This is a genomic window from Pseudoalteromonas sp. NH0006-26 (assembly GCF_057552415.1).
The window spans coordinates 379612-396310 of the sequence record NZ_BAAJMJ010000002.1 but is presented as its reverse complement, the minus strand read 5'-3'; the positions used below and the strand labels follow the sequence as shown (position 1 = coordinate 396310).

General features: G+C 41.2%; 18 protein-coding genes. 6 read left to right on the top strand and 12 right to left on the bottom strand.

Annotation, left to right across the window (positions count from 1 at the left end; translation table 11 throughout):
- Positions 1 to 44 precede the first annotated feature (44 nt).
- The 4 genes from AC27JR_RS04510 to AC27JR_RS04495 all read right to left on the bottom strand — a co-directional run bounded on the left by AC27JR_RS04510 (position 45) and on the right by AC27JR_RS04495 (position 4420).
- On the bottom strand, positions 45 to 1310 hold the full coding sequence (locus tag AC27JR_RS04510; RefSeq protein WP_487172905.1) for a S41 family peptidase: 1266 nt from the start codon (positions 1308 to 1310) through the stop codon (positions 45 to 47).
- A 33-nt stretch (positions 1311 to 1343) separates the two neighbouring features.
- A complete protein-coding gene (locus AC27JR_RS04505; RefSeq protein ID WP_487172904.1) occupies positions 1344 to 2486 on the bottom strand; it encodes a murein hydrolase activator EnvC family protein in 1143 nt (380 codons plus the stop codon).
- A gap of 3 nt (positions 2487 to 2489) precedes the next feature.
- Positions 2490 to 4034, bottom strand: coding sequence for a 2,3-bisphosphoglycerate-independent phosphoglycerate mutase (gene gpmM, locus AC27JR_RS04500; RefSeq protein WP_487172903.1), 1545 nt, complete (start codon positions 4032 to 4034; stop codon positions 2490 to 2492).
- Between the two features lie 188 nt (positions 4035 to 4222).
- Positions 4223 to 4420: a hypothetical protein gene (locus AC27JR_RS04495; protein WP_139336331.1), complete on the bottom strand. Its 198-nt coding sequence runs from the start codon at positions 4418 to 4420 to the stop codon at positions 4223 to 4225.
- A gap of 323 nt (positions 4421 to 4743) precedes the next feature.
- On the opposite strand from AC27JR_RS04495, the gene AC27JR_RS04490 reads away from it, so the two are divergent.
- The 4 genes from AC27JR_RS04490 to gpsA are packed head-to-tail and all read left to right on the top strand — an operon-like array spanning position 4744 to position 7004.
- Positions 4744 to 5175: a rhodanese-like domain-containing protein gene (locus AC27JR_RS04490; RefSeq protein WP_008114901.1), complete on the top strand. Its 432-nt coding sequence runs from the start codon at positions 4744 to 4746 to the stop codon at positions 5173 to 5175.
- Between the two features lie 33 nt (positions 5176 to 5208).
- Positions 5209 to 5466: a glutaredoxin 3 gene (gene grxC, locus AC27JR_RS04485; RefSeq protein ID WP_008114903.1), complete on the top strand. Its 258-nt coding sequence runs from the start codon at positions 5209 to 5211 to the stop codon at positions 5464 to 5466.
- Between the two features lie 38 nt (positions 5467 to 5504).
- Entirely contained in the window at positions 5505 to 5993 is a 489-nt protein-coding gene (secB, locus tag AC27JR_RS04480) for a protein-export chaperone SecB (protein ID WP_008114905.1), read from the top strand.
- Between the two features lie 3 nt (positions 5994 to 5996).
- Complete coding sequence (gene gpsA, locus AC27JR_RS04475) at positions 5997 to 7004, top strand: NAD(P)H-dependent glycerol-3-phosphate dehydrogenase (RefSeq protein WP_008114906.1); 1008 nt, start codon at positions 5997 to 5999, stop codon at positions 7002 to 7004.
- A gap of 56 nt (positions 7005 to 7060) precedes the next feature.
- On the opposite strand, the gene trmL is transcribed toward gpsA, so the two are convergent.
- On the bottom strand, positions 7061 to 7525 hold the full coding sequence (trmL, locus tag AC27JR_RS04470) for a tRNA (uridine(34)/cytosine(34)/5-carboxymethylaminomethyluridine(34)-2'-O)-methyltransferase TrmL (RefSeq protein ID WP_008466410.1): 465 nt from the start codon (positions 7523 to 7525) through the stop codon (positions 7061 to 7063).
- A gap of 105 nt (positions 7526 to 7630) precedes the next feature.
- Between trmL and AC27JR_RS04465 the strand changes: the two genes are divergently transcribed.
- Positions 7631 to 8512 carry a cation diffusion facilitator family transporter gene (locus tag AC27JR_RS04465; protein ID WP_487172902.1) on the top strand — a complete coding sequence of 294 codons (882 nt, stop codon included), beginning with the start codon at positions 7631 to 7633 and terminating at the stop codon, positions 8510 to 8512.
- A gap of 17 nt (positions 8513 to 8529) precedes the next feature.
- On the opposite strand, the gene AC27JR_RS04460 is transcribed toward AC27JR_RS04465, so the two are convergent.
- From AC27JR_RS04460 to AC27JR_RS04450, 3 genes are read right to left on the bottom strand one after another with little or no spacing between them, the layout of a single operon-like run.
- Entirely contained in the window at positions 8530 to 9474 is a 945-nt protein-coding gene (locus tag AC27JR_RS04460; RefSeq protein ID WP_487172901.1) for an alpha/beta fold hydrolase, read from the bottom strand.
- Positions 9464 to 10891 carry an ATP-binding protein gene (locus tag AC27JR_RS04455; RefSeq protein ID WP_076919374.1) on the bottom strand — a complete coding sequence of 476 codons (1428 nt, stop codon included), beginning with the start codon at positions 10889 to 10891 and terminating at the stop codon, positions 9464 to 9466. Before AC27JR_RS04455 ends, AC27JR_RS04460 begins: the two co-directional genes overlap by 11 nt.
- Positions 10869 to 11555 carry a response regulator gene (locus tag AC27JR_RS04450; RefSeq protein ID WP_076919373.1) on the bottom strand — a complete coding sequence of 229 codons (687 nt, stop codon included), beginning with the start codon at positions 11553 to 11555 and terminating at the stop codon, positions 10869 to 10871. Before AC27JR_RS04450 ends, AC27JR_RS04455 begins: the two co-directional genes overlap by 23 nt.
- 160 nt (positions 11556 to 11715) lie before the next feature.
- On the opposite strand from AC27JR_RS04450, the gene AC27JR_RS04445 reads away from it, so the two are divergent.
- Entirely contained in the window at positions 11716 to 12180 is a 465-nt protein-coding gene (locus AC27JR_RS04445) for a Spy/CpxP family protein refolding chaperone (RefSeq protein WP_487172900.1), read from the top strand.
- A gap of 335 nt (positions 12181 to 12515) precedes the next feature.
- Here the strand turns inward: AC27JR_RS04445 and yacG are convergent, their stop codons facing one another.
- The 4 genes from yacG to AC27JR_RS04425 form a co-directional block, all read right to left on the bottom strand.
- Positions 12516 to 12746 carry a DNA gyrase inhibitor YacG gene (gene yacG / locus AC27JR_RS04440; RefSeq protein WP_008466423.1) on the bottom strand — a complete coding sequence of 77 codons (231 nt, stop codon included), beginning with the start codon at positions 12744 to 12746 and terminating at the stop codon, positions 12516 to 12518.
- Between the two features lie 65 nt (positions 12747 to 12811).
- On the bottom strand, positions 12812 to 14488 hold the full coding sequence (gene pilB, locus AC27JR_RS04435) for a type IV-A pilus assembly ATPase PilB (protein ID WP_487172899.1): 1677 nt from the start codon (positions 14486 to 14488) through the stop codon (positions 12812 to 12814).
- A gap of 144 nt (positions 14489 to 14632) precedes the next feature.
- Positions 14633 to 15262 (bottom strand): dephospho-CoA kinase, encoded by a 630-nt coding sequence (coaE, locus tag AC27JR_RS04430; protein ID WP_487172898.1) that lies wholly within the window; start codon positions 15260 to 15262, stop codon positions 14633 to 14635.
- Positions 15263 to 15264: 2 nt separating this feature from the next.
- Positions 15265 to 16176, bottom strand: coding sequence for a prepilin peptidase (locus AC27JR_RS04425; RefSeq protein WP_487172897.1), 912 nt, complete (start codon positions 16174 to 16176; stop codon positions 15265 to 15267).
- Positions 16177 to 16699: the final 523 nt, after the last annotated feature.

Here is a 16699-nt window from a genome sequence, read left to right as displayed (position 1 = left end):
TTTCACGTTTTATAATTTTTATTATCTTTAAATAGTTTACCGTTTTATTGCATGCTAAGTAGCTGTTTTGCTTTTACTAACTGGATATCGGCTAATTCTTCAGCGTTAAAAACGGTGTTTTGTTCTGATTGTTCATTTTTTATTATAACGGCTTTATTTGTTTGTGGAAGTGTTGTTTGATTAATCGCCACATTTGGAGTTACGCCAATCCCCTCAATAGACTCTCCCAGTGGCGTAAAGTAACGTGCGGTGGTTAGTTTTAAGGCGGTATCGCCGTCGCCTAATGGAATAAGTGATTGCACTGTTCCTTTACCAAACGACTGACTCCCTACTATTTTTGCACGTAGATTTTCTTTTAACGCTGCAGCCAGTATTTCTGCTGCTGAGGCTGAGTTTTCATTAATGAGGACAACAATCGGAGCACCTTTCAAAATATCGCCGCGTTTAGCGTAAAAAGATTGGTTCGAATCATAAAAACGCCCTTTGGTCGTTACAATTAAACCATCTTGAAGAAACAGGTCTGCTACCGCAACTGCACTCTTTAAAGTGCCTCCCGGGTTATCTCGTAAATCAATAATTAGGCCTTTTAATGAATGGCCATAATGGTTTTGCATGGCGGCTATTTGCAAGGCAACTTCATGTAAAGTGTGATTAGAAAAGTTATTAATAGCGATGTAACCGCTACCTGAGTCAAGTAGTTGCTTGGTTACACTCGTTAGCTTAATTTGTTTTCTACTGAGATTAAATATTAGCGGTGTTTGAGTGTTATTACGGGTAATACTTAGCTGTACTTTACCGTTAGCACTGTCTTTGATGTATTGTGCAACTAAATCAATCGGACTATTTTCTACATAGTGCTGATTAACGGTAGTAATTATATCGCCTGAGCGAAGTCCTGCTTGTTTGGCTGGTGAATTATTAAGTACTTTAACAATCGTGGTGCGTTGCTCGATGCTTTTTACTTCTATACCTAGGCCGGTATAGCGACCATTAGTGTTATTAAATAATGCATTTAGCTCATTTTTATCTAAATACTTAGAGTAGGCATCGAGCTTAGAGTATAAGCGTTCAAATTGAGACGAGTTGTATTCAATATACTCACTGTTTTGCAGTGCTAAATCATCAACGTAGTAGGTGTGGATATTAAACAGTATTTCATTTATTTTTTGGCTTTCTAAATCTTTAACCGAGCTTGCATAGGCTGTATTTATAAAGCCAAAAAACACGAATAAAAAAAACAACTGCAAGCAAAACCAAAACATTGGTTTTTTTTGAGATACTTTTTTTTGGCAAATGTGTCTGTCTATCATAACTGCCTCTAATAGGATGCAGCTATTTTGATATTAAATACGCCTGCACCATTTTATGGGATTAACAGCACGCCCTTTATGACGTATTTCAAAGTATAGACCAGAATCAGCTTGTCCACCGCTTTGCCCAACTAATGCAACACTTTCACCTTCTCTGACCATATCACCCACGTCTTTTAGTAAGGTTTGTGCGTGTCCGTATAAGCTCATAAAACCCTGACCGTGGTCAAGTACGATCACCCAGCCATAGCCTTTTAACCAATCGGCAAATACTACTTGGCCATTATCGATACTGTTTACTGCAGTCCCTTCAGATGCAGAAATTAACACGCCTTTCCAATTAATGCCCCCGTGTTTACGTTGGCCAAACTGGTGCGCTAATTTCCCTTTGCTTGGCCAGTTCAATTTACCCTTATTGCGATTTAAGCCAAGTAGCTCAATTTTTGTGGTTTTTTCTTCTTCTTCAAGCTCTTTAATGGTAGCAATCAGAGTTTGCTCGTTTTCTTCTAAATAGCTAATGAAATTTTTGGTTTTATTTAATTGCTGTTTTAGATTTTTTAAGCTTGCTTGACGTTCATTTTTGGCATTAAGGAGTGCCGCTTGTCGTCTTTTTTGCTCCTCAAATAAAGCAACCAGTCTCTCTTTTGTTTTCGCAAGCTCAGCTTGGTTTTTCGCAATTTCTAGTTGTAGTGCTTTAAGTTCATCGAGTTGTTTTATACGGGCTTTATTTAAGTAGTTATAGTAGCTAAGTGTTCGTTCAAATTTGGCGGTATCTTCTTGGTTAAGCAGCATTTTTGAATAGTCATCGCCGCCAGCCATGTAAGCACTTTTTAATTGAGCTGCTAAAATACGCTGAAACTGTGTCTGTTGTTTTTCAAGCCGTGCCGCTTTTTGTTGTTGTTCTGCTTGCAGTTGTTGTGCTGTTTTAACTGATTGCTCAGCCATATTAAGTGCTTTAGCATTTTTAGCGATGGCGAGTTCGTGGTTTTTCAGTTTTTGCTGTTGCTTAGCGATTTCTTTTTGTTGTTGTTGAAATTCAGCTTGGCTTTGCTCTAAAGCGACTTGTACCTGTGATAAGTCTTTTTTGGTACGATCTTCATTAGCCACGGCAACGCCAGTGGCTAATGAGTTTAGTACACATATACACGCAATAATGCGGCATGCGCTTTTATTCATAAGTTATTTCAACACCATAATCGGCGAACCTGTCATTTCTGCAGGTTGTTCTAGCCCCATTAAATGCAGTATGGTGGGTGCAACATCGCTCAAGGCTTTACCGGTATGCGCTTGCGCATCACGTCCTACATAAATAAACGGTACTGGTTCACTAGTATGCGCTGTGTGTGCTTGGCCTGTTTTAAGGTTTGCCATTTGCTCAGCATTACCATGATCGGCAGTGATCAGTGCTTCTCCACCATACTCTTTAAGAGCATCAACTACACGACCAATACAGCTATCTACTGCTTCACAAGCTTTCACTGCCGCCTCAAATACACCTGAGTGACCTACCATATCGCCATTAGGGTAGTTACAAATAATGGCATCATATTGACCACTTTTTATGGCTTCAACGAGTTTATCAGTAAGCATTTGCGAATTCATTTCTGGCTGTAAATCATACGTTGCCACTTGAGGGGAGGGGATCAGCTCGCGAGTTTCGCCGTTAAATTCATTTTCGCGTCCGCCACTGAAGAAAAAGGTAACGTGGGCATATTTTTCAGTTTCTGATATACGTAGCTGAGTTTTACCTTGTTTTTCAAACCACTCGCCAAGTACGTTATTAAGTGGTGTCGGGCCAAAAGCCACTGGCGCATCAATATCGGCGGCATATTCGGTCATCATCACAAAGGCACTAAGCTCAGGCGATTTTTTCTTATTAAAACCGTCAAAACCAGGTTCGATAAAGGCGCGAGTGATTTCACGTGCACGGTCTGCTCTAAAGTTGGCAAATATAATGGTATCACCATCATTTACTTGCACAGGGCTACAGCCTTTAGGAGTAATTGTGCTGGCTGCTACAAATTCGTCATTTTCATCGCGCTCGTAGGCAGCATTGAGTGCGCTTAAGCCATTTTCATAATCAAAGTCGCCTTCACTTAGGGTGATTAAATTATACGCTTTTTCAACACGGTTCCAGCGGTTGTCTCTGTCCATGGCATAATAGCGACCAACTAATGAGGCTAAACGGCCACATTTAAGTTCGCTAAACAAGGCTTCAATACGCTCAATTGATGCTTTAGCGCTGCGTGGTGGTGTATCTCGGCCATCTAAAAAGGCATGAAAGTACACCTCTTTAGCGCCGCGTTTTGCAGCCAGTTGTATACTCGCCACAATATGATCTTCGTGACTATGCACGCCACCAGGGCTTAGCAGTCCCATAATATGAACGGCTTTATTGGCATGAACGGCTTTATCAATGTTTTCAACCAGTGCGGGGGTTGAGTCAAATTCGCCATCATCAATGGCTTTAGTGATGCGGGTAAAGTCCTGATACACAATACGACCGGCACCTAAGTTAACATGACCAACCTCAGAATTACCCATTTGACCATCAGGAAGACCCACATCTAAACCCGATGCTGAAATTAATGTATGAGGGCGCGTTGCCCAAAGCTCATCTAACACAGGGGTATTAGCAGCTAAAATGGCATTGCTTTGCTCATCTTCTCTGTATCCCCAGCCATCTAAAATCATTAATACCAGTGGTTTTTTATGCTCTGTCATAGTCACTCCTATTAGGGTCTGTTGACCTTTGCGGATTAAAATTTGTTCAAACTAGGGGCGGTTTAATCGCGGCGCGAGGTTTGTAACCTAGTGGGCTAAGTCAAAACCGAGCAACAAAGAGTAAATCGCCCCTAGGCAGAACCCTTCGGGCAGCACCTGTTTGGCATTGATGCTGCGTTATCGCCTATTTATGGGGAATAACCACACCACATAGGCTCTGCCTTGCCTAAATACCAAACAGGCTGCTGCAAATTTAACCTTGAAAGATCAACAGACCCTAGCGTTGCTAAAATACACGCTAACATTAATGCCAACATGCCAAGCTTAAGCATACCGTGTTTTATAGCTAGGATCAGCAATGAAAAGAAGATATTAAAAATTTTCAATGAGCTCCCTCTCTCAATTGAATATTTTAAAGGGTTAGGTTATTTTTCAGTTAAAAAGAGCGCTACATTGTGGCTTTCAAGCGTGCTTAAACTCGCATTTTTAGCTGATTTGGGTATACTTGCGCGGCTAATCCCTATTTTATTCAAGTATTGAATAGGCTTGTGGGGTAAGTTAAGCCTCTGTGTAGGTAAAATTCAGAGTAGCCTAACAGTACTCTAAATTGATTTACTGATGAGTGACTGCTCATTATGTAAGTACAATAAATATGAATTAAATATCTAAAACACCCTGTTTTAGCATGTAACTTTATAGTGGAAGTCGAATGGATCAATATATTGAATTTGTCTCAAATCATCCAATTCTAAGCCTAGCTTGGGTTGCGATTGCGTTTCTTATTGTTAGTGGCGCAATAAAAAGTAAATTTTCAGCAATTCGTCAGATCAATCCTCAGCAGTTAACGTTACTTATTAACCGCGAAGACGGTCAGGTTGTTGATATGCGTGGGCAAAAAGAGTTTAAAACCGGCCATATTGCCGGTGCTGTGCATTTAAACCCTGAAAAAGCCAAAGAATCTGATTTTTCAACCCTTGAAAAGTACAAGAGCAAACCCATTATAGTGGTATGTGCTGCAGGTATGACTGCCTCAGGCGTTGCAACGGCAATGCATAAAGCAGGATTTGAACAGGTTTCTGTTTTGTCTGGCGGTATGGGTGCGTGGCAATCAGCAAGCTTGCCAACAACAACCGGTCGCTAATACGCCTTAGCTAAACCGATTAAGGATTATATTATGAGTAACGTTGTTTTATACACCAAAGGATATTGTCCTTTTTGTCATCGCGCATTAGCGTTGTTAGACAGCAAAAGTGTAAAATACACAAATATTGATATTGGCGTACAGCCAGAGCTTCGCGATGAAATGATCGCCAAAGCCGGTGGCGCAAGCACGGTTCCACAAATTTTTATTAACGATGAACACATCGGTGGCTGTGACGATATGATGGCACTAGAAGCACAAGGTAACCTTGATGCTAAGCTGAGTGCTTAATTTAATTAATTATAATAAATAACAGGTTAGGAATAACAATGAACGAACAAAATCAAAACGCAGCAGCAGAAGCTGATGCAGGCGCACAGTTTACTATTCAACGTATTTACACTAAAGATGTGTCGTTTGAAACGCCAAATTCACCCGCTATTTTTCAAAAAGAGTGGGCTCCAGAAGTAAAATTAGATTTAGATACACGCTCTAATAAGCTTGATGAAGGTGTTTACGAAGTTGTTTTAGCGTTAACTGTGACGGCATCTATCGGTGAAGAAACTGCGTTTTTATGTGAAATTCAACAAGCAGGTATTTTTACTATTGCTGATGTTGAAGAAATGCAATTAGCACATATGCTAGGTGCATTCTGCCCTAACGTGTTATTCCCGTATGCACGTGAAGCGGTATCGAACTTAGTAAACCGTGGTACGTTTCCACAGCTTAACCTTGCACCGGTTAACTTTGATGCATTATTTGCACAATACATGCAGCAACGCACAGCGCAAGCTGAGCAGGCTTCAGCAGACGCATAATTTATGAATACAGCAACATCAGCTGTTACTGTTTTAGGGGCGGGGTCTTATGGCACCGCCCTTGCTATTTGTTTAGCCCGAAATGGCCACAATGTGACTTTATGGGGGCGCAATAGCCAAGACGTTGCGACGCTTGCAGCTGAGCGAAAAAATCAACGTTACTTACCTGATATTCCTTTTCCTGACACCTTAACCCTTGAAGCCGATTTGCAGCAAGCAACAGCAGCTAGCGATATTGTACTGGTTGTTGTGCCAAGCCACGCATTTGCCGACACGCTAAAGCAAATTAAACCGGCTTTGCGGCCAAATGCAAAAATAGCCTGGGCTACTAAAGGGCTTGAGCCAGATACTGGGCGCTTATTGCAAGAAGTGGCAGTGCAAGAGCTCGGTGAAGAAGTACCATTAGCGGTGCTTTCTGGGCCAACCTTTGCAAAAGAAATGGCGATGGGTTCACCGACTGCTATTTCGGTGTCATCAACGTCATCAGCATTTGCGAAACAAATTGCCGATCTACTCCATTGCGGTCGCTCGTTTCGGGTGTACAACAATGATGACTTTATTGGCATACAGCTTGGTGGTGCGGTTAAAAACGTAATTGCTATTGGTGCAGGGATTTCTGATGGTGTTGGCTTTGGTGCAAATGCACGTACCGCGCTTATTACCCGTGGTTTAGCGGAGTTATCGCGTTTGGGTTGTGCACTGGGTGCAAAACCAGAAACCTTTATGGGTATGGCTGGTTTAGGCGATTTAATTTTAACCTGTACCGATAACCAATCGCGCAATCGCCGTTTTGGTTTAGCGTTAGGTAAAGGTGAAAGTGTTGATGATGCGATTGCATCAATTGGCCAAGTCGTTGAAGGCTTTAGAAACACCAAAGAAGTGTATTTACTCGCGCAGCGTGCGGGTGTTGAAATGCCAATCACTGAGCAAATATACAAAGTACTTTATGAAAATAAAGACATGAAAGCAGCTGCTATGGCCTTATTAGGTCGTGAACAGAAATCAGAATAAAACGAACTGCTAGGTTTTAGGTAACAGGTATTTTTGTTTACCTAAAACCTAAAACCTTACTGGGCGTTTGGAAAACCAAGCTGACGCCAAGACTCATACACAAACACAGCTACCGCATTAGATAGGTTCATACTACGGCTGTCGGCTTGCATAGGAATACGTACTCGTTGCTCGTTTGGTAATGCTTGGATCATGTCATCAGGTAGGCCTCGGGTCTCAGGACCGAATACTAAGCAGTCACCCGCTTCATATTGTGCTTGATGGTGAAACTGACTGCCTTTAGTGGTGCATGCATACACTTTTTTAGGCTGACACTTTTCTAAGTAAGCTTCAAATGAAGCATGGCGTTGCACATGGCTAAATTCGTGATAATCAAGGCCAGCGCGTTTTACACGTTTGTCATCCCATTCAAACCCTAACGGTTCAATTAAATGCAGTGAATAGCCTGTATTGGCACATAAACGAATGATATTCCCGGTGTTAGGCGGAATTTCAGGTTGGTATAAAACAATATCCAGCACAATAAGCCCTATAAAATCTTTAATTTGACGGGGTCAGTATACACGAACAATGAATAAAAAATGATATACTGAAAACATTAAATACAGCTTACAACGGAAAGATACGTGCATAATCGCAGTTATGAATTTTGGGTCAAGGCCTCCAGTATAGTGACCATGATTATGGTCAGCCTAATGATTGCGACCAAAGCATGGGCGTGGCTTGCGTCGGGTTCGGCGTCAATGCTTGGCTCATTAACCGACTCATTAATGGATATAACAGCAACACTAATGAGCTTTTTGGTTTTATCGTATGCACTGCGTCCTGCGGATGACGACCACCGATTTGGCCACGGTAAAGCCGAGGCACTTGCAGGGCTTGGGCAGGCCGCTTTTATTGCAGGATCAGGTTGTTTATTGGCGTTTCACGGTATTGAGCGTCTCATTAACCCCGTAGAGCTGACACATTCATTATTAGGTGTGTGGGTCAGTATTTTTGCTATAGCGTGTACTTTAGTCATTGTATTTGTGCAAAATAAAGTAGTGAAGCATACAGAATCAATCGCCATCAAGGCTGATTCTGTTCACTATAAAGGCGATTTAATTTTAAACGCGGCGGTACTAATTGCTATTTTACTTGCTTATTATGGGGTGCTGTATGCCGACCCTTTGTTTGCCATTGGTGTAGCGGGTTACTTACTTTATAACAGTTGGGATATAGCGACTGAGAGTGCCTCGCACTTAATGGATAAAGAGCTGCCAGATGAAGAAAAGCAAAGTATTTTTGAAATAGCGCATGCCCATATTGATGTTTATGGGGTACACGGAATTCGTACTCGACAAGGCGGTAAAGTTAAGTTTATCCAACTGCATTTAGAGCTTGATGATCATTTACCGCTTATTCGTGCCCATAAAGTAGCCGACGAAGTTGAGCTGATGATCACTCAGCAATTTGAATCGGAAGTGGATATATTGATTCACCTAGATCCATTATCGCTTGGTCGTTAACCTAACCAGAATTTAGGTTAACTTACCGACTCACAAAATTTATATAGGCTTTTTAGTAGTGGTTGGCGAATTTCATCACGCTCAAAAAACAGCTCGTGCTTAGCCCCTTTAAACTGCTTGATTAGCGTATTTTTATGCCGGCTTGCAAGCTTGTATTGGGCTTGATTATCAACCACTTCATCATTTTCTGCGCTAGCTATAAATAATGGGGTGGTTATGGATAGTTTATCAAGCGCTTTAATAAACGAAAAAACAGTATTCAGCCAGCCATAAGTCACGCCACCTAATTGTAATAGTGGGGTTTGCTGATAAGTTGCTCTAAATTGCGCATAACGTATTTGGCTACTAGTTAAAGTATTAAGCGCAAACTCTTCAGGTGAGTAATCGTTTTGCCCTAGTGCATAACATCCTGAGAGCCCTAATAATGAGGCACTTGCAGCGATAAACTGTGCAATTGGCTTGGGTATTCCTTTGGTATGAATATCAAACATGGGCGCCGATAAAAATGCCCCACTAAAATCATGTGAATAACGTGCTAAGTAATCAAATGCAATGGCGCCGCCCATTGAATGACTAAGCAGTAACTTTTTACCTTGCCAGTGCTGCTGCACCACTTTTTCATTAAACTGGTTAAGATCGTGACTGTAATCTTCAAATTGTTTTACGTAGCCTTTATGGGGGTTTTTTAATAACCGATAAGAGCGACCTTGGCCTTGGTGATCAACAATAAACACTGCAAAATTATTACAATAAAGCTCCCAAAGTAGCTCTTTGTATTTATCCAGTCCTTCAATACGCCCTGAACTAATAACAATGGCAGTGTGAGCATCGTTAGGCTTGGCATAAGCATAAAACAATTCCCCAGCCGCTGTGTTTAAATACGCTTTTTTTAGCGTATTAGTATAAAACTCATTTATTGCAGGCTGATTCTTTTCAAGCTCACTTTCAGTACTATAAAACATGCTCTCTCTTTTGTATTGGTAAGCTTACCTCAACGCACAACCCGCCAGCGTCTTTATTTGATAAAGCTAAATTTCCACCATGCGCGATCACCGCATTTTTTGCAATGGCTAACCCTAAACCCGTGCCACCGCTGAGGCGGTCGCGGGCATCTGATTGCCTGAAAAACGGTTCACACAACTTATCAAGTTGCGCCTTAGGTACGCCAGGGCCATCGTCACATATTTGTATGTATATGGTATCACTGTGTTTTAAGCTGATGCTAATAGTATGTTGTGCATATTTAATGGCATTGCGCAGAATGTTCTCTAAGGCACTGGCAATCAACATTTCGTCACATTCTATATTTACTTCAACATTACCGTGTACAAGTAAGGTTTTATTGTGCTGTTTCGCTTCAAACTGAGCATCGTTAATCACATGGTCAACAATCACTTGCAACGACTGTGCTTGCAGCGATAAAGGTTGGCTATTTGCTTCTAAGCGCGATACCTGTAATACATCGGCTATCATTTTATCCAGCTGATTAGCTTCTTTTTCAATACGCAATAAATACGATTGGCTTGCTTCACTTGCTTGCATTTGCGCCAGCCCCGTCGCCATTTTTAAACGAGTTAGCGGAGAGCGTAATTCATGGGATATATCGGCTAATAAGCGCTTTTGAGCGCTAAGTAGCTGCTCTAGTTGATCGGCCATGCGGTTAAAGTCGCGGCCTAAAACTCCAAGTTCATCTTTTCGCTGACTATTTATTGCCGCACGCGCACTTAAATCGCCGTTTGAGAGCTTGATTGCTGCTTGTTTTAAACTATTTATAGGGGCAATTAAGTTACGACTAAATAAAAAACTTAATGTAAGTGAGGCGATAATCGCGATGGAAATTTTTAACCATACAGGTAGCAACCTTAAACGAATAAAGAGCGGCCGCTGCTGATTTATATCGATTTCATATAACTCAAATTCCCCTTCGGGAACACGAATACGTATGGGGCCAAAAGCTTGATAGTATTCAGTAAAAATAACCTGTGGAGGCATCCCCTTGCTAAAGTTAAGTAAGCTTAAATCAATATTGTTCTCAACATCTTTACTGATCAAAACCTCATCGCTGTTTTGTGAATTTAAATAAAGTAATTTACGTTTAGTTAAACGCGGATGAGTAATAATGTCATTAATAGATCGCTTGTGTTTATGTGCGCTGCGCTCGATAGCTCGTGCTAGGTATTCTAGGTTTTTCTGCATTGGTCCTTGCAGTGGGTCATGGCTAATGGCATTTATTAGTGAAATATTACTCAAGAAAAAGAGCGCTGTAAAAGTGCCAATAATCGTCAGCCAAAACCACGTAAAGACCTTAAAAAATAAATAATGTCGTGGGTGGCGTAGCCAACTAAAACGGTGAGGTTTATTCTCCTTGGATGAAGACATACCCTGTTCCCCTCATTGTTTTAATTTTATCACCGTCTATGTGCTCGGCTATTTTTTTACGGATATTACTCACATGCATATCTATAGAGCGGTCAAAAGACGCTAACCGCCTGCCTAATACATCTTCGCTTATTTGCTCTTTGCTAATTACATTCGGGGCGTGCTTTATCAATAAGGCAAGTATCTCGTATTCGGTGCCCGTTAGTGTGAGGGAGTTGTTATTAATACTAGCTTCTCGCGTAGCAAAATTAACAGTAATACCGTTTGAAGATATTTTTTTATTGTTATTAGACACACTATTAATGTGTTCAATACGCCGAGTAATGGCTTTAACCCGGGCAAGGAGTTCACGGTGATTAAATGGTTTTGCAATATAATCATCAGCGCCGAGTTCTAGGCCAAAAATACGGTCAAAGTCTTCACCCTTAGCGGTCAGCATAATCACCGGTGTTAATTTACTTTGCCTGAGTTGTTTTAGCACTTCAAAGCCATCTATAGAGGGCAGCATAACGTCAAGTAATATAAGCGCGTAATCGTTCTGCAAGGCAAGCTCTAAGCCTTGCTGGCCATCATGTGCGGTTTGAATGCTAAACCCTTGTGCGCTTAGGTACTCGCTCAATAACTCGCATAAACCGGTGTCATCATCAATCATTAATAGTTTCATATATAAAGCCTTACGCGCTGTTTATGGTTTTATTTTACGCGCTAAATTCATCAAAAGTTAGTCTTTACATAACCTTTACACTGCTTTGCGTTACTTTGTATTGAGTTAGTTATAGTAAACATTAGCAACCAACAACCAACCTAATATTAAGGTGATGATTATGACTAAAGTAAACACGCTATCAAAATTAGTACTTATATGTGGCTTAACAGCAGCAACGCTCAGTGCGGGCAGCGCACTTGCAAAAGGTGATGGACATAAACAAGGCCACTCTCAAGCGCGCTTTTTACTTTCTGAGCGAGCAGCAGATAAGCTGGCGCTTACGCAAGAGCAACAAACACAATTAAAAGCGATTTTTACAGCGCAAAAAACACAGATTAAAGCACTAAGAAACCAAGACAAAGACGCGCGTAAGGCACAGCGCCAAGCTTATAAAGCGCAGATGGATGCGTTATTGTCAGCGCCAAACTTTGACGAAAATGCAGCGAAAGAGTTATTAACCGCACGCCAAGATAAGAAACAGCAATTGGGATTAATTAAATTAAAAACCCAGCATCAAGTAATGCAACTGCTTAACGCTGAGCAAAAAGAAAAGTTAGCTAAAATAGAGCAGCGCCGCAGGTAGAAGGGCTAGGTGCGAGGTTCGAGGGGGGAAGCTCGTCGCCCGAAGCCCCGCCTTGTATCTACAGAATATTTTGAACCACAGAGGGAGCAGAGGCGCTTCGCGCCCCACAGAGAGAAGATCATTTATTTTTACTTTCTCTGTGTGCTCTGCACCTCTGTGGTAGATAAATTACCTAAAACCTAAAACTAACGCGGGGTAAACCCGCAGCTACAGATATAAAAAACCTTGCTATGTTAACTGCAAGGTTTTTAAATTTCTCGAACCTCGAACCTCGAACCTCGAACCTCGAACCTCGAACCTCGAACCTCGAACCTCGAACCTCGAACCTTTAAAGGTTACTTAAAAAAGTCATCTTCATTTTTTGCCATCATTGCTTCAATGTCTTCAATCATGTCTTGATTGAACTCATCTGCAGCTGTAATCGGCGCGGAAATTTTATTATTTTCAAACGACCATTCACCTAAATCAATAAGTTGGCAACGCTTTGAACAAAAAGGGCGGTGCGGACTTTGTGCTGACCATTCTACTTGTGCTTTGCAGTTTGGGCAGTTAACCATAGTTGGCATAATTTACTCTCAAATTAACATAGGCTTAGCCGCTCAATTTATTGTTAAGCAACTAAGCACTTTATTTAAAAACTAGTGACACGGTTTATCTCAAGGAGTGAGGTCACGCCCTCTGCGGCTTTTCGAAGACCTGATAAGCGTATGTTATTAAACCCTGCTTTAAGTGATACCTCAGCAATTTCTAATGAGTTACCACCGCGCATTATAATTTGCGCTATTTCTGGGGTAACTTTCATGACTTCGTAAATACCAACACGGCCTTTATAGCCATCGGTACAGCTTTCACAGCCTTTCGGTGCGTATAAAATCATGTCCTGTATTTGTTGTTCATTAAAGCCTTGGCGAATAAGCTCTTCACGGGGTAAAGGCTCTGGTACTTTACATTTAGAGCACAATCGGCGCGCTAAGCGCTGGGCTATAATTAAACTAATTGAACTGGCTACATTATACGCGGGTACACCCATATTTAACAAACGGGTAATGGTTTCTGGCGCGGAGTTAGTGTGAAGCGTTGATAGCACCAAGTGACCGGTTTGCGCCGCTTTAATTGATATTTCAGCGGTTTCTAAATCACGTATTTCACCCACCATGACAACATCGGGATCTTGACGTAAGAACGCCCGTAAAGCATTAGCAAAGGTCATGTCGGCTTTAATATTTATTTGTACTTGGTTAACCCCTTCGAGGTTAATTTCTACTGGATCTTCGGCGGTACTAATATTTCGTTCCGGCTGATTAAGTATATTTAAACCCGTATACAAGGATACGGTTTTACCCGAGCCGGTTGGGCCGGTCACTAAAATCATCCCTTGTGGTTGTTCTAGTGCATCGAGGTAGAGTTTTTTCTGTTCGGGTTCATAACCTAATACATCAATGCCTAGCATAGCACTGGATGAATCTAGAATACGCATTACCACTTTTTCACCCCATAGGGTTGGCATGGTACTAACACGAAAATCAATACTTTTACGCTCAGTAATTTTAAGCTTGATACGGCCATCTTGTGGTTTACGTTTTTCAGCGATATCAAGGCGCGACATAACCTTTATACGCGCCGAAAGCTTGGTTGCTAAACTATTCGGTGGACTAGCTACCTCATGTAAAATACCATCAATACGAAAGCGAATACGGTATTTGTGCTCATAGGGTTCAAAGTGAAGATCGGAAGCACCTTTTTTTATTGCATCCATTAAAATTTTATTAATGTAGACAATAATAGGGGCATCGTCTTTGTCATCATCTTTAGGGGTGTTATCTTTTTGAGGCTCAGAGTCTAGTTCAGCAAACTCTTTAAATTCATCTTCACTTAAATTTAAGCTACCTGTGGCATCCAGTAGTTGCTCAATTTTATGGTCGAGCTGTAGGTAGTCAACCACCACCACTTCGCATGATAAACCGGTGCTAAATTCAAAGTTTTCAAAAGCGCCGTAATCGGTAGGATCAGAGGCAGCAATGTATACTTTTCTGCCTTTTTGTACCAAAGGTAAAATATGGTGCTTGCGGATCAGCTTTTCTTTAACCAGCTCGGCAGATATTTGTGCAACATTAAAATCTTTTAAATCAAAAAAAGGCACTCTAAACAAATCAATACATTGCTGCGCTAAATCTTGGCTGTCTATTTTGCCACATTTAGAAATAAGCTCAGCAGTTGACGCAAACTCTTGTTGTTTTGCTTTTACGGTATCGGTATCAACCCGGCCGAGGGTAATAAATTTTCTTAATAACGGTGAGTTAATATTCATTGCGCACCTGATTTAATCCTTCATTTGTCAGCAATTTATCAGAAAAAAGAAAGGAATACATTAATCGTACCAATGCAGCAGGTATTTTTACTGATAAAAAATGCGCTGTTGCATGGTTTACTATCTAGCATTTAGCTTATCTAGTTATATTGTAGACTTAGCTTGCTGTAAATAATACTTATGCAGCTCAAGTAAGTCTTGTTTTACATCGTTTAAGTTACGGTTATTATCTAAAATATCATCTGCTTTATGTTGTTTTTGCTCACGAGACATTTGTGCGTCAATAATTTGTTTTGCTTGTTCAATGCTAATATTGTCACGTTTTGTAGTGCGGGTAATTTGTATTTCTACCGGTACGTCAATTAGCAAGGTACGATTACAGTAGCTATCAAGCTCATTTTCAAATAACAACGGCGCAACTAACACCACGTAGTCGCTTTGCGCGTTTTTTAAATCAGTGATCAGTTTAGTGCGTATTAAAGGATGCAGCAGCGCATTCAGCCATGCTTTGTGCTCAGAGTTACTAAAAATACGCGCTCTTAGCTCGCCACGATTTAAAGCGCCATGTTCATTAAGTATGTCAGTACCAAAATGCTTAACAATAGCATTAAGCCCTTCAGTGCCAGGTTCAACTACTTGGCGAGCAATAATATCAGCATCAACAATAGTAATGCCTAGTTCTGCCAACATATCGCTAACTGCGGTTTTACCACAGCCAATGCCGCCGGTTAGCCCTAGCACCCAGTTTTTAATATGATGGTGTGTATTATTCATAGTTAGTAGCCAATAAAATTAAAATAGCTGTTTTGTAGTTGTGACCCCCACAGCATAGTTATCCAACCGGCTATTGCTAAATAAGGACCAAAAGGAATCGGTGTTGCTTTGTCTTTACCTTGAATGCTCAGCAGGGCAATGCCAATTACTGCGCCAACCACGCTGGAGAGCAAAATAATGGTCAATAACGATTGCCAACCCAGCAATGCGCCAAACACGGCCAGTAATTTAAAGTCGCCATAGCCCATGCCTTCTTTGCCGGTTATTAACTTAAACAGCCAAAACACACTCCATAAACTTAAGTAGCCACATGCTGCGCCTATAATGGCATCGCTAGGGGTTATGGTATAACCCATAACTGAGGCAACTAACGCCAGCCATAAAAGCGGCAAAGTAAGCTGATCAGGCAGTAGCATGTGGTCAATATCAATAAAAGTTAGTGCCACCAATGCCCAAGTCATTACAATATATAATAAAGCCTGCTCAGTTACGCCAAAGGAGTAAGCAACCACTAGGCTTAAAATAGCAGTAATGGCCTCAACGCTTGGGTAACGCACTGAAATTGGGTTATCACAGGTTGCGCATTGTCCTTTTAATAATAGCCAGCTAATTATAGGGATATTTTGCCACGGTTTAATGGCCGCTTTGCACTTAGGACAGCATGAGTTAGGTTTAACTAAGTTAAACGTGTCAGTCGTTTGTGCGGGGGGGTGTTTAGCCTTTGGGCTGGTTAGTTCGTCGGCTAATAATATGCGGCATTCAGTTTGCCATTCTTTTTGCATCATTAGCGGCAAGCGGTATATCACTACATTTAAAAAGCTACCAATACATAAACTCACTAGGCCAACCGTGGTCAAATAAAACCATAAATGGGCCTGCATCGCGCTGATAATATCAATAAAAAAACTTTGCATTTATTTTACCTAAAACTAAATTCTGCTTTGATAATACAGTGGTTTTACATAAGTGCAAAGTTAGGGTTTAGGATGTTAGGTTCTAGGTTCTAGGTTCAAGGTTGATGTGTCCCCGTAACTCTTTGCCCGTAGCCCGCTAACCAAAACTTAAAGTGCGAGGTATAAGGCCTCGCTTATAAAACTATTTTTAACCACAGAGGAAGCAGAGGCGCTTCGCGCTACACAGAGGGAAAACCATTGATTGTCACTTTCTCTGTGTGCTCTTTATTCTCTGTGGTGAATAAATTACTTAAAAACTGCTGCACAAAGACGCAGCTTAAAGTCTCGCCTGCAAAACTATTTTGAACCACAGAGGGCGCTGAGGCGCTTCGCGCTACACAGAGAAAAAACCATTCATTGTTACTTTCTCTGTGTGCTCTTCATTCTCTGTGGTGAATAAATTACTTAAAAACTGCTGCACAAAGACGCAGCTTAAAGTCTCGCCTGCAAAACTATCTTGAACCACATAGGCGCTGCGCGCTAC